This window comes from Streptococcus oralis (assembly GCF_019334565.1).
Lineage (GTDB): Bacteria > Bacillota > Bacilli > Lactobacillales > Streptococcaceae > Streptococcus > Streptococcus oralis_CR.
On sequence record NZ_CP079724.1, the window covers coordinates 224,097 to 236,055 of the forward strand.

Below are 11,959 nucleotides of genomic sequence, written 5' to 3' on the forward strand. Positions count from 1 at the left end.
GTGGTATAATGGATAAAATATCAAAATTAAATGGAATGGTAAATAAAAATGAAATTAAGAAGAAGTGATCGGATGGTTGTCATTTCCAACTATTTGATTAATAATCCATACAAACTAACCAGTCTCAATACCTTTGCAGAAAAGTACGAATCTGCTAAATCATCGATTTCAGAGGACATCGTGATTATCAAGCGTGCCTTTGAGGAAATCGAAATCGGCCATATTCAGACTGTGACTGGAGCAGGTGGTGGCGTTATCTTTACACCATCAATCTCTAGCCATGAAGCCAAAGAAATGATCGCAGACTTGCGTGACAAACTTTCAGAAAGCGACCGTATCTTGCCAGGTGGCTACATTTACCTGTCTGATTTGCTTAGTACGCCTGCCATTTTGAAAAATATTGGGCGTATCATTGCCAAGAGCTTTATGGACCAAAAAATCGATGCCGTTATGACAGTAGCAACTAAAGGGGTTCCACTCGCAAATGCAGTTGCCAATGTCCTCAACGTTCCATTTGTCATTGTGCGTCGTGACTTGAAAATTACCGAAGGTTCAACGGTCAGCGTCAACTATGTTTCAGGTTCCAGTGGTGACCGCATTGAGAAAATGTTCCTTTCAAAACGCAGTCTCAAGGCAGGCAGTCGTGTCTTGATTGTGGATGACTTCTTGAAAGGCGGCGGAACTGTCAACGGGATGATTAGTCTCTTGCGTGAATTCGATTCTGAACTAGCTGGTGTCGCAGTCTTTGCAGACAATGCCCAAGAAGAACGTGAAAAGCAGTTTGATTACAAGTCACTCTTGAAAGTAACTAATATTGATGTTAAGAACCAATCCATCGATGTCGAGATTGGAAATATCTTTGACGAAGACAAATAAGAGATAGAACTAAAGGTTGGAACGCTTGTCCCAGCCTTTCTTTGCAAACAGAATAGAAGGATGCTTATGAAAACACCATTTATCAGCCGTGAAGATTTAGAAACAATTGTTGCAGAGTTCCCGACTCCCTTTCACTTGTATGATGAGAAGGGGATTCGTGAAAAAGCAAGAGCCGTCAACCAGGCCTTTTCTTGGAATAAGGGATTCAAAGAATATTTTGCCGTCAAGGCCACTCCAACCCCAGCCATCTTGAAAATCCTCCAAGAGGAAGGTTGTGGTGTGGACTGTTCTAGTTATGTGGAACTTTTGATGAGCCATAAACTGGATTTCCCCGGTTCTGAGATCATGTTCTCATCAAACAATACGCCAGACCAAGAGTACGCTTATGCGCGTGAATTGGGTGCAACTATTAACTTGGATGCCTTTGAAGATATTGAACATCTGGAGCGTGCAGCAGGTATTCCAGAAATCATCTCTTGTCGTTACAATCCTGGAGGCGTTTTTGAGCTAGGAACAGATATCATGGACAATCCTGGAGAAGCCAAGTTTGGCATGACCAAGGACCAGCTTTTTGAAGCCTTTGCAGTTTTAAAGGAAAAAGGAGCCAAGACATTTGGGATTCACTCTTTCCTAGCATCCAATACTGTCACCCATCTCTACTACCCAGAGTTGGCGCGTCAGCTTTTTGAATTAGCCGTTGAAATTAAGGAAAAGTTGGGTATTTCGCTAGACTTTATCAATCTTTCCGGCGGAATCGGAGTCAATTATCGTCCTGAGCAGGAGCCAAATGACATTGCTGTGATTGGTGAGGGAGTTCGTAAGGTTTATGAGGAAGTCCTTACGCCAGCAGGACTTGGTCAGGTCAAGATTTTCACCGAATTGGGTCGCTTTATGTTAGCCCCTCATGGAGCTCTCGTCACAAGAGTCACTCATAAGAAAAAAACCTATCGTACCTATTTGGGCGTGGATGCATCAGCAGTCAACCTCATGCGCCCAGCCATGTATGGAGCCTACCACCATATCACTAATCTGACACATCCAGATGGACCTGTTGAGGTGGTAGACGTGGTCGGTTCACTCTGTGAAAACAATGATAAATTTGCAGTGAACCGCGAACTACCTTATACAGAAATCGGTGATTTGCTAGTGATTCATGATACAGGTGCACATGGATTCTCCATGGGTTACCAGTACAATGCCAAACTACGCTCAGCAGAAATCCTCTATACCGAAGAAGGAAAAGCCCGCCAAATCCGCCGTGCAGAGCGCCCTGAGGACTATTTTGCAACCTTGTATGGTTTTGATTTTGAATCGGATCAGTAAAAGAAATTGAAAATGAAAGTGAAAAACAGATTGCTTTCTAAAAAATAGACAAAAAAACCTTGTTTTTCACCTTACTCGTGATATAATAAAACTATAAAACGGTTTCAAGGAAGGTGACGATATGTCTGAAGAAACAATTGACTATGGACAAGTGACAGGAATGGTGCATTCGACAGAGAGTTTTGGGGCGGTAGATGGCCCTGGGATTCGGTTTATTGTCTTTTTGCAGGGCTGTCACATGCGTTGCCAGTACTGTCATAACCCCGATACATGGGCTATGGAGACCAATAAATCACGCGAACGGACAGTAGACGATGTCTTGACAGAAGCCCTTCGCTACCGTGGTTTCTGGGGAGATAAGGGAGGAATCACTGTTAGTGGTGGAGAAGCCCTCTTACAGATTGATTTCCTAATTGCCCTCTTTACCAAGGCCAAGGAAAAAGGAATCCACTGTACCTTGGATACCTGTGCCCTTCCATTCCGTAACAAACCACGTTATCTCGAAAAGTTTAATAAACTCATGGCGGTGACAGACTTGGTTCTCCTGGATATCAAGGAAATCAATGAAGAACAGCACAAGATTGTCACAAGCCAAACCAATAAAAACATCTTGGCCTGTGCCCAGTACCTATCAGATATCGGGAAGCCTGTTTGGATTCGCCATGTGCTGGTTCCAGGATTGACAGATAGAGATGAGGATTTGATCGAACTTGGTAAGTTTGTCAAGACCCTCAAAAATGTTGACAAGTTTGAAATCTTGCCTTATCACACGATGGGTGAGTTCAAGTGGCGTGAACTTGGAATTCCTTATTCGCTCGAAGGGGTCAAACCTCCAACAGCAGACCGTGTCAAGAATGCCAAGGAATTGATGGATACAGAAAGTTACCAAGATTACATGAAACGTGTTCATGGATAAAAAAGAAGCCTGATGGAGACATCGGGCTTTTGTGATGCAAAAAGACTTAGCCTCTCAGCTAAGCCTTTTTCTTATTTTCTAGAATGTTGTTTACCAGCATTGCGTTTTTTATGTTTCTTATTGGTCATGATCGCAGTTGCTTGGTTTGGAGTGACATCTTTGCGTCCGCCTCCAGTTGAAAACGAACTTGCTTTTGGTGGGTTTTTAGCAAATTCTTCACGAACTTTTTTGCGAAGTTTTGGACGAACAACATAGTTAACGATGAACTGTTGGAGAATCATCATGAAACCACCGACAACCCAGTAAAGCGTCACACTGGCTGGTGCGAAGAGGGAGAAGACGACAATCATGAGTGGACTCACGTAAATCATTCTTTTTAGTTGATCTCTTTGCATCTCGTCTTCTACTCCATGAAGTGAGAGGAGTGATTGGAGATAGTAGAGGATACCAGCGAAAGCGACAAGGAGCAGACTTGGTGAACCAAGATCGATACCCAAGAAGGTAGAGCTAGCTACTCCATCAGTGTATTGGGCTGCAAAGTAGATAGCAGAGAAGAATGGCATTTGAATGAGGATAGGGAAGCAACCTACACCACCTAACATGCTGATGCCGTGTTCTTTCTGAGCAGCAAAGAGAGCTTGTTGAGCCTCAAGTTTTTCTTCCTGAGTTGTTGCTTCTTTAAGACGTGTTTGATGTGGTTCAAGCACGTGTTTGAGGGCATTCATCTTTTCAGAGTGAAGTGTCGCTTTCCATGATTGGTAGATACCGAGTGGCAGGATAATCAAACGCACGATAATGGTTACGATGATGATCCCGAGACCAAATCCAAGCCCCTGGTCGTTGGCAAAGTATTTGATGGCTTCAGCCATTGGTGCTCCGATGGTATTCCAAATTAATCCTGTAGGTTGTCCTGTTGCTTTGTCTACTTGGACACAGCCTGTCAAGACGAGTAGCATAGCCACTCCCATAGCAGAGAGGGCAAAACGTTTAATAGATTTCAATGTTTTCATTCCTTCTTTAAAAATTGTACCTTTCTATTCTACTGTTTTTTTGTAAAATATACAATAGTTCTGGAGACCTAATTTGCAACTTTGAAGTCTGAATAGGATGAAAAGTTGCTCATCTGCACATCCAGATAGGTGACTTTTGAAAAGGGCGTTGGGCCTTTACGGATTTCTTGGATAAATTTTGCCATAGTGGCAGAGGAGTCTGCCTGAGCAAGAATTTCAACTGTGCCATCGTCGTTATTCCAGACACGACCAGTGATGCCACCGATTTCAAGAGCTAAAGTATAAACACCCCAGCGAAAACCAACACCCTGAACCCTGCCTTGGGCAATCATTCTAACCTTTTGCATACCAAACCCCTTTGATTGTGTTATAATATTTCTATGACTATTATAACCTCAAAAACCAATTCAGTGGTAAAAAATGCCAAGAAATTGCATCAAAAAAAATATCGAAAGTCTACCTATTTGATTGAAGGTTGGCACTTATTTGAAGAAGCTGTTCAAGCAGGGGTGACGATTGAAAAGGTCTTTGCCCTAGAAAGTTACCGAGATCAGCTAGCTAATTTTCCTCAAATGGTCTGGGTTTCAGAGGAAATTTTGCTGGATTTGGCAGATACGCAAACTCCTCAAGGCATTGTTGCGGTGATTCAGAAAGAAGAAGTGGGATTGCCTGATTTTAGTCAGGGGAAGTTTCTATTTTTAGAAGATGTCCAAGACCCTGGTAATGTGGGCACCATGATTCGGACGGCGGATGCTGCAGGTTTTACAGGGGTTATTGTCTCAGACAAGTCAGCAGATATCTACAGTCTTAAGACCCTACGTTCCATGCAAGGAAGTCATTTTCACTTGCCCATCTATCGTATGCCTCTTGCCACCTTTGTAGTAGAGGCAAAAAAGAGCAATTTGCCCATTCTAGCAACGACCTTGTCGAGAGATTCAAAGGATTATCGTGAGCTTTCTCCCTTAGAAAACTTTGCTCTAGTCATGGGAAATGAAGGACAGGGGATTAGTTCTGTCATGGCTGAGAGTGCTGACCAGCTGGTTCATATAGGCATGAAAGGCCGAGCAGAAAGTCTCAACGTGGCAGTTGCAGCAGGCATTTTGATGTTTTATTTCAGCTAATTTATAAAATCTTTGTTATAATCAAGACATATCTATAGAAAAAGGAGAATCAGAATGAATCAATCGATTATTCAAGAACGTTCAGGTCTCAATCAATTTTACGCCAAGGTTTACGCCTTTGTGGGACTTGGAATTGGTCTATCGGCTCTCGTATCAGCTTTGATGTTGACAGTCTTTCAATCCCAATTGGTCTACTTTTTAATGCATGGTCGTCTCTGGTTGATGATTGCAACTTTTGCAGAACTTGCTCTGGTCTTTGTTGCAAGTAGCATGGCTGCCAAAAATAGCCCAGCAGCTCTCCCAGTATTTTTAGTTTATTCTGTTTTAAATGGCTTTACGCTCAGCTTTGTCGTAGCCTTCTATACACCTGGAACCGTCTTATCAGCCTTTGTATCCAGTGCCCTTCTATTCTTTGTCATGGCGGCAATCGGAATTTTCACCAAGAAAGATTTGAGTGGAATGGGCCGAGCTTTGATGGCGGCGTTTGTTGGTCTCATCATTGCTATGGTTGTGAATCTATTTTTAGCCAATAGTTTCTTTGACTACATGATTAGTATTGCCATGGTCTTGGTTTTCTCAGGTTTGATTGCTTGGGACAACCAAAAGATTCGCTATGTTTATGAGCAGTCACGAGGGCAAGTAGCGACAGGATGGGTCATCTCAATGGCGCTTAGCATCTATCTAGACTTTATCAACCTCTTCCTTAGCATCTTACGAATCTTTGGTCGAAACGATTAATGAATGACAGAGTCAGTGTTCAAAAGAGCACTGACTTTTTCTTATTTACTCTTTTCTTTTCTTGGAAATAGGTGTATAATGCTTTTAACTAATTTTTGAGGAGCTGTTTATGAAGAAAAGTTTTATTCATCAACAAGAAGAAATTTCCTTTGTCAAAAACACTTTTACCCAGTATTTGAAAGATAAGTTAGAAGTTGTTGAAGTTCAAGGTCCTATCTTGAGCAAGGTCGGGGATGGGATGCAGGACAACCTGTCAGGTGTCGAAAATCCAGTATCCGTCAAGGTTTTGCAGATTCCAGATGAAACCTATGAAGTCGTTCACTCACTTGCCAAATGGAAACGCCACACCTTGGCTCGTTTTGGTTTCGGTGAAGGTGAAGGTCTGTTTGTTCACATGAAAGCCCTTCGTCCGGACGAAGATTCACTTGACGCGACCCATTCAGTTTATGTGGACCAGTGGGACTGGGAGAAGGTTATCCCAAATGGTCAACGCAATATCGCTTATCTCAAAGAAACCGTTGAGAAGATTTACAAGGCTATTCGTCTAACAGAGCTAGCCGTAGAAGCTCGCTACGATATCGAATCCATCTTGCCAAAACAAATCACCTTTATCCATACAGAAGAGTTGGTAGAACGCTATCCAGACCTAACACCGAAAGAGCGTGAAAATGCGATTTGTAAAGAGTTCGGTGCAGTCTTCTTGATTGGTATTGGTGGCGAGTTGCCTGACGGAAAACCTCATGACGGCCGTGCACCTGACTACGATGACTGGACAACAGAGTCTGAAAATGGCTATAAGGGGCTAAATGGAGATATTCTAGTTTGGAACGAATCTCTTGGTTGTGCCTTTGAGCTTTCGTCGATGGGGATTCGGGTAGATGAAGATACACTTCGTCGCCAAGTGGCTCTTACAGGAGACGAAAATCGTCTGGAGTTGGAATGGCATAAGGCACTGCTCAACGGTCTTTTCCCATTGACAATCGGTGGGGGGATTGGACAGTCTCGGATGGCCATGTTCCTTCTTCGTAAGAAACACATCGGAGAGGTTCAGACCAGTGTTTGGCCGCAAGAAGTCCGCGACACGTACGAAAATATTTTGTAGAGAATCGAACCGCAAGGTTCGGTTCTCTTTCTCTTTTTGCCTATAATTTGGTATAATAAACGGTATGAAAATTGTATCAGGAATCTACGGGGGGCGCCCCCTCAAGACGCTAGAAGGCAAGACGACGAGGCCGACATCGGATAAGGTGCGTGGAGCTATCTTTAACATGATAGGTCCCTATTTTGAGGGCGGTCGTGTCTTGGATCTCTATGCTGGCAGTGGTGGTCTGTCTATTGAAGCTGTGTCAAGAGGGATGTCCCATGCTGTCTTAGTGGAACGGGAGCGAAAGGCCCAAGCTGTCATCGCTGAAAATATCCAGATGACCAAGGAAGTTTCTAAATTTCAGCTCTTAAAGATGGAAGCTGACCGTGCTCTAGAGCAAGTCGGAGGGACATTTAATCTGGTCTTTTTAGACCCTCCCTACGCAAAAGAACAAATCGTTGCAGATATCGAAAAAATGGCAGAAAGAAATCTCTTCTCCCAAGAAGTCATGGTTGTCTGCGAAACCGATAAGTCTGTAGAACTTCCAGAAGAAATCGCCTGCTTAGGCATCTGGAAGGAAAAAATATATGGGATTAGTAAGGTGACAGTCTATGTCAGATAAAATTGGATTATTTACAGGTTCATTTGATCCGATGACAAATGGACATCTGGATATCATTGAACGTGCCAGCAAACTCTTTGATAAGCTCTATGTCGGGGTTTTCTACAATCCCCACAAACAAGGTTTTCTCCCCGTTGAGAATCGCAAACGAGCAGTCGAAAAATCGGTGGCGCATATAGATAATGTAGAGGTCTTGGCTTCTCATGATGAATTGGTAGTCGAAGTTGCAAGGAGACTGGGAGCAAAAACCCTTGTCCGTGGCTTGCGAAATGCCACTGACTTGCAATATGAGTCTAGTTTTGACTACTACAATCATCAACTGGCCCCAGAAATCGAAACCATTTACCTATACAGTCGCCCAGAGCATCTTTATATTAGCTCTTCGGCCGTGAGAGAACTTCTGAAGTTTGGTCAGGAGATTCAGCAATATGTCCCAAACAGTGTTGTGGAGGAATTAGAACATGAAGAAAAAAACTAGATGGCCCTTATATGTCATCCTAGCACTAGTATTGACTTTTTTAGCCTTTGTAGTACCTTTACCATACTACATAGAAGTTCCAGGTGGAGCGGAAGATATTCGTAGAGTATTGAAAGTCAATGAAACAGAAGACACAGAAGCAGGAGCTTACCAGTTTGTAACAGTCGGCATTCGACATGCAACTCTGTCGCATCTTGTCTATGCTTGGTTAACACCTTTCACGGATATTAGAAGTGCCAAGGAGACTACGGGTGGCTCTACTGATGCAGAGTTTATGCGGATCAATCAGTTCTACATGCAAACTTCTCAAAATATGGCCAAGTATCAAGGACTGAAGACGGCTGGTAAGGATATCGAACTCAAGTACCTGGGAGTTTACGTTTTAACCGTGACAGACAATTCGACTTTTAAAGGCATTCTGAACATTGCAGACACCGTGACGGCTGTTAATGACAAAACGTTTGACAGTTCAAAAGACTTGGTCGACTATGTCAATTCTCAACAATTGGGGGACACGGTCAAGGTAACCTATGAAGAAGACGGAAAAGTCAAGTCTGCTGAAGGTAAAATTATCACTCTCGAAAACGGGAAAAACGGGATTGGGATTGGTTTGATTGACCGTACAGAAGTGACCAGTGACGTTCCAATTCGCTTCTCCACAGCTGGTATCGGGGGACCAAGTGCTGGTCTTATGTTTAGTCTAGCTATTTACACTCAGATAGCAGATCCAGGACTTCGTAATGGTCGCGTCGTTGCGGGAACGGGAACCATTGATCGCGATGGAAATGTTGGAGACATCGGTGGAATTGACAAAAAAGTGGTTGCAGCCTCTCGTCAGGGAGCTAACATCTTTTTTGCTCCTGACAATCCAGTCACTGAGGAAGCAAAAAAAGCAGATCCACATGCGAAAAGCAACTATGAAACAGCCCTAGAAGCTGCTAAAACGATCAAAACAGAGATGAAAATCGTCCCTGTTAAGACCTTGCAGGATGCGATTGATTACCTTAAAAACAATCCCTAATTCGTAGAAGAATCGAAAACTAGCGCGCAAGCGGATAAGATGGTATAATAGTCAAATGGTTCAATTATTATTCACTCTAAGTAGTCATATACTCTTTATTTATTTGAGTTTTTACCTTTTAAAGGATCTTGTGAGATGGGAAAAGGTTTTAAAAGTGACCGCTACTAACACAAAAAAGGTTCGTTTGTTGGTAGGCTTCTTTAGTATGGTAATGGGCTACATCTTGAGTTCATTCTTTATCAGTTTGTACCAACTGTGGCAAGAAGCACTTAGAGGACTATTATAAAATCAAAAGTAAAGGAAACAACTATGGAAAAAATTGTAGTTCAAGGTGGAGATAATCGTCTGGTCGGGAGTGTGACGATCGAGGGAGCAAAGAATGCAGTCTTGCCTTTGTTGGCGGCGACTATTCTAGCAAGCAAGGGTAAGACAGTCTTGCAGAACGTCCCAATCTTGTCAGATGTTTTCACCATGAATCAAGTAGTTCGTGGTCTGAATGCCAAGGTGGATTTTGATGAGGAAGCACATGTTGTCGAGGTTGATGCGACTGGTGATATCACTGAGGAAGCTCCATACAAGTATGTCAGCAAGATGCGTGCATCCATCGTTGTCTTGGGGCCAATCCTTGCTCGTGTAGGACATGCCAAAGTTTCTATGCCAGGGGGATGTACCATCGGGAGTCGTCCCATCGACCTCCACCTCAAAGGTTTGGAAGCTATGGGGGCAAAGATTACCCAGACAGCTGGTTACATCGAAGCCAAGGCAGAACGCCTGCATGGTGCTCATATCTACATGGACTTCCCTAGTGTCGGCGCAACACAAAACCTCATGATGGCGGCAACTCTAGCTGACGGTGTGACGGTCATTGAAAATGCTGCGCGTGAGCCGGAAATTGTTGATCTCGCTATTCTCCTTAATGAAATGGGAGCCAAGGTCAAGGGAGCTGGTACCGAAACCATCACAGTGACTGGTGTTGAGGAACTCCATGGTACGACTCACAGTGTCGTACAGGACCGTATCGAAGCCGGAACCTTTATGGTGGCTGCAGCTATGACTGGCGGAGATGTCCTCGTTCGCGATGCAGTATGGGAACACAATCGCCCCTTGATTTCAAAACTCCTTGAAATGGGTGTTGAAGTGACAGAGGAATCAGAAGGCATCCGTATTCGTTCTCAACTTGAAAATCTCAAGGCTGTTCATGTAAAAACCTTGCCGCACCCAGGATTTCCAACAGATATGCAGGCGCAATTTACAGCTCTGATGACAGTCGCAAAAGGGGAATCCACCATGGTGGAAACGGTGTTTGAGAATCGCTTCCAACACTTAGAGGAAATGCGCCGTATGGGCTTGCATTCAGAGATTATCCGTGACACGGCTCGTATTGTTGGGGGACAGGCTTTACAGGGGGCTGAAGTTCTTTCAACGGACCTTCGTGCCAGTGCTGCCTTGATTTTGACAGGTTTAGTAGCGCAAGGGGAGACAGTTGTTGGTAAATTAGTCCACCTTGATAGAGGTTACTACCGTTTCCATGAGAAATTGGCTCAGCTAGGAGCGAAGATTCAGCGAATCGAGGCAAATGATGAAGAAGAATAAAAACTTACGCTATGTACTCCGTCGTTTACTGTTGATTTTTATCGTACTATTGCTAGGCTTTCTGGCTTTAGGAATCGGCTTGATGGTAGGCTATGGAATCCTAGGAAAGGGACAGGATCCATGGGCTATCTTGTCTCCAGCAAAGTGGCAGGAATTGATTAGCAAATTTACAGGAAATTAGACTGGGAGACCAGTCTTTTTCTAAAGAAATAAGGAGAAAAATGGACAAAAAAACAAGACAAGCTCTGATAGGGTTACTTCTATTCTTACTCTTGGCTGCTGGAAGCTACTATATCAAGCAGATGCAGACAGCGCCAAACACCCCTAGAACAAAGATTAGTCAGAAAAAACAAGCTTCAGAAGCTCCCAGTCAGGAGCTAGCTGAAAGTGTCTTAACTGAGTCAATCAAAAACCAAATCAAGGGTGATCTTGAGTGGAATGGAGCAGGGGCCTTCATTGTCAATGGCAATAAAACCAATCTAGATGCCAAGGTTTCCAGCAAACCCTATGCGGATAATAAAACAAAGACAGTGGGAAAAGAAACAGTTCCAACTGTTGCCAATGCCATCTTATCCAAAGCGACTCGGCAGTATAAAAATCGTGAAGAAACAGGCAACGGCTCAACCTCCTGGACGCCACCAGGATGGCATCAGGTCAAGAATCTAAAGGGAGTCTATACACATGCAGTTGATAGAGGACACCTGCTGGGCTATGCCTTGATAGGTGGTTTGGACGGTTTTGATGCCTCTACCAGCAACCCCAAGAACATTGCAGTCCAGACAGCTTGGGCCAACCAAGCTCAGGCTGAGGATTCGACAGGTCAGAACTACTATGAGAGTTTGGTCAGAAAAGCCTTGGACCAAAATAAGAGGGTTCGTTATCGCGTGACGCTCCACTATGCGACAAATGAGGACCTAGTTCCATCCGCTTCACAAATCGAAGCCAAGTCTTCAGATGGCGAATTGGAATTCAATGTCCTAATCCCCAATGTTCAAAAGGGAATCCAGCTTGATTACCGAACAGGGCAAGTAACAGTAACGGATTAGAAACAATAGATACAATAGATACAATAAAAATAGCTCCTTTGTCTTCTATAGGCAGGGGAGCTATTGTTTAAATGAAAAATAATGTGAATCCTGATCGATTTTATGATATAATGGAACACAAGATACTATTT

General features: G+C 43.5%; 15 protein-coding genes. 13 read left to right on the forward strand and 2 right to left on the reverse strand.

The genetic code is table 11. The features are described from left to right. Window positions 1-48 precede the first annotated feature (48 nt). The 3 genes from purR to pflA all read left to right on the forward strand — a co-directional run bounded on the left by purR (window position 49) and on the right by pflA (window position 3,115). On the forward strand, window positions 49-876 hold the full coding sequence (gene purR, locus KX728_RS01195; RefSeq protein WP_002874197.1) for a pur operon repressor: 828 nt from the start codon (window positions 49-51) through the stop codon (window positions 874-876). 66 nt (window positions 877-942) lie between these two features. Beyond that, on the forward strand, window positions 943-2,199 hold the full coding sequence (locus tag KX728_RS01200; RefSeq protein WP_198464976.1) for a diaminopimelate decarboxylase: 1,257 nt from the start codon (window positions 943-945) through the stop codon (window positions 2,197-2,199). A 121-nt stretch (window positions 2,200-2,320) separates the two neighbouring features. Continuing rightward, entirely contained in the window at window positions 2,321-3,115 is a 795-nt protein-coding gene (pflA, locus tag KX728_RS01205) for a pyruvate formate-lyase-activating protein (protein WP_001288281.1), read from the forward strand. A 71-nt stretch (window positions 3,116-3,186) separates the two neighbouring features. On the opposite strand, the gene yidC is transcribed toward pflA, so the two are convergent. Both yidC and KX728_RS01215 read right to left on the reverse strand, forming a co-directional pair. Beyond that, window positions 3,187-4,116, reverse strand: coding sequence for a membrane protein insertase YidC (gene yidC / locus KX728_RS01210; RefSeq protein WP_215805098.1), 930 nt, complete (start codon window positions 4,114-4,116; stop codon window positions 3,187-3,189). Between the two features lie 77 nt (window positions 4,117-4,193). After that, the gene (locus tag KX728_RS01215; protein WP_001174620.1) at window positions 4,194-4,472 is read right to left on the reverse strand and encodes an acylphosphatase; all 279 of its coding nucleotides are present in this window, start codon (window positions 4,470-4,472) and stop codon (window positions 4,194-4,196) included. A 33-nt stretch (window positions 4,473-4,505) separates the two neighbouring features. Here KX728_RS01215 and KX728_RS01220 point away from each other — a divergent pair, with 33 nt between their 5' ends. The 10 genes from KX728_RS01220 (at window position 4,506) to KX728_RS01265 (ending at window position 11,828) form a co-directional block, all read left to right on the forward strand. Next, on the forward strand, window positions 4,506-5,246 hold the full coding sequence (locus KX728_RS01220) for a TrmH family RNA methyltransferase (RefSeq protein ID WP_215805074.1): 741 nt from the start codon (window positions 4,506-4,508) through the stop codon (window positions 5,244-5,246). Between the two features lie 54 nt (window positions 5,247-5,300). Further along, window positions 5,301-5,984: a Bax inhibitor-1/YccA family protein gene (locus tag KX728_RS01225; RefSeq protein WP_219108653.1), complete on the forward strand. Its 684-nt coding sequence runs from the start codon at window positions 5,301-5,303 to the stop codon at window positions 5,982-5,984. 109 nt (window positions 5,985-6,093) lie between these two features. Continuing rightward, entirely contained in the window at window positions 6,094-7,086 is a 993-nt protein-coding gene (gene asnA / locus KX728_RS01230; RefSeq protein WP_084860344.1) for an aspartate--ammonia ligase, read from the forward strand. Between the two features lie 64 nt (window positions 7,087-7,150). Then, window positions 7,151-7,690 carry a 16S rRNA (guanine(966)-N(2))-methyltransferase RsmD gene (gene rsmD / locus KX728_RS01235; protein ID WP_215805073.1) on the forward strand — a complete coding sequence of 180 codons (540 nt, stop codon included), beginning with the start codon at window positions 7,151-7,153 and terminating at the stop codon, window positions 7,688-7,690. Continuing rightward, window positions 7,680-8,168 (forward strand): pantetheine-phosphate adenylyltransferase, encoded by a 489-nt coding sequence (gene coaD / locus KX728_RS01240; RefSeq protein WP_215805072.1) that lies wholly within the window; start codon window positions 7,680-7,682, stop codon window positions 8,166-8,168. Before rsmD ends, coaD begins: the two co-directional genes overlap by 11 nt. Further along, window positions 8,152-9,189 (forward strand): SepM family pheromone-processing serine protease, encoded by a 1,038-nt coding sequence (locus KX728_RS01245; protein ID WP_215805071.1) that lies wholly within the window; start codon window positions 8,152-8,154, stop codon window positions 9,187-9,189. The genes coaD and KX728_RS01245 overlap by 17 nt, the downstream gene beginning before the upstream one ends. Window positions 9,190-9,244: 55 nt before the next feature. After that, a complete protein-coding gene (locus tag KX728_RS01250) occupies window positions 9,245-9,475 on the forward strand; it encodes a DUF1146 family protein (protein WP_008276638.1) in 231 nt (76 codons plus the stop codon). Window positions 9,476-9,498: 23 nt separating this feature from the next. Beyond that, the gene (gene murA / locus KX728_RS01255; RefSeq protein WP_215805070.1) at window positions 9,499-10,782 is read left to right on the forward strand and encodes a UDP-N-acetylglucosamine 1-carboxyvinyltransferase; all 1,284 of its coding nucleotides are present in this window, start codon (window positions 9,499-9,501) and stop codon (window positions 10,780-10,782) included. Continuing rightward, a complete protein-coding gene (locus tag KX728_RS01260) occupies window positions 10,769-10,963 on the forward strand; it encodes a DNA-directed RNA polymerase subunit beta (protein WP_000739701.1) in 195 nt (64 codons plus the stop codon). The genes murA and KX728_RS01260 overlap by 14 nt, the downstream gene beginning before the upstream one ends. Before the next feature lie 40 nt (window positions 10,964-11,003). Further along, window positions 11,004-11,828: a DNA/RNA non-specific endonuclease gene (locus KX728_RS01265; RefSeq protein ID WP_215805069.1), complete on the forward strand. Its 825-nt coding sequence runs from the start codon at window positions 11,004-11,006 to the stop codon at window positions 11,826-11,828. The last annotated feature ends 131 nt before the right edge of the window (window positions 11,829-11,959 follow it).

Excerpts from the sequence above, each read along its gene's own strand:
- purR (WP_002874197.1), top strand. The coding sequence starts at position 49 with ATGAAATTAAGAAGAAGTGATCGGATGGTTGTCATTTCCAACTATTTG.
- KX728_RS01200 (WP_198464976.1), top strand. The coding sequence starts at position 943 with ATGAAAACACCATTTATCAGCCGTGAAGATTTAGAAACAATTGTTGCA.
- pflA (WP_001288281.1), top strand. The coding sequence starts at position 2,321 with ATGTCTGAAGAAACAATTGACTATGGACAAGTGACAGGAATGGTGCAT.
- KX728_RS01215 (WP_001174620.1), bottom strand. The coding sequence starts at position 4,472 with ATGCAAAAGGTTAGAATGATTGCCCAAGGCAGGGTTCAGGGTGTTGGT.
- KX728_RS01220 (WP_215805074.1), top strand. The coding sequence starts at position 4,506 with ATGACTATTATAACCTCAAAAACCAATTCAGTGGTAAAAAATGCCAAG.
- KX728_RS01225 (WP_219108653.1), top strand. The coding sequence starts at position 5,301 with ATGAATCAATCGATTATTCAAGAACGTTCAGGTCTCAATCAATTTTAC.
- asnA (WP_084860344.1), top strand. The coding sequence starts at position 6,094 with ATGAAGAAAAGTTTTATTCATCAACAAGAAGAAATTTCCTTTGTCAAA.
- rsmD (WP_215805073.1), top strand. The coding sequence starts at position 7,151 with ATGAAAATTGTATCAGGAATCTACGGGGGGCGCCCCCTCAAGACGCTA.
- coaD (WP_215805072.1), top strand. The coding sequence starts at position 7,680 with ATGTCAGATAAAATTGGATTATTTACAGGTTCATTTGATCCGATGACA.
- KX728_RS01245 (WP_215805071.1), top strand. The coding sequence starts at position 8,152 with ATGAAGAAAAAAACTAGATGGCCCTTATATGTCATCCTAGCACTAGTA.
- KX728_RS01250 (WP_008276638.1), top strand. The coding sequence starts at position 9,245 with ATGGTTCAATTATTATTCACTCTAAGTAGTCATATACTCTTTATTTAT.
- murA (WP_215805070.1), top strand. The coding sequence starts at position 9,499 with ATGGAAAAAATTGTAGTTCAAGGTGGAGATAATCGTCTGGTCGGGAGT.
- KX728_RS01260 (WP_000739701.1), top strand. The coding sequence starts at position 10,769 with ATGAAGAAGAATAAAAACTTACGCTATGTACTCCGTCGTTTACTGTTG.
- KX728_RS01265 (WP_215805069.1), top strand. The coding sequence starts at position 11,004 with ATGGACAAAAAAACAAGACAAGCTCTGATAGGGTTACTTCTATTCTTA.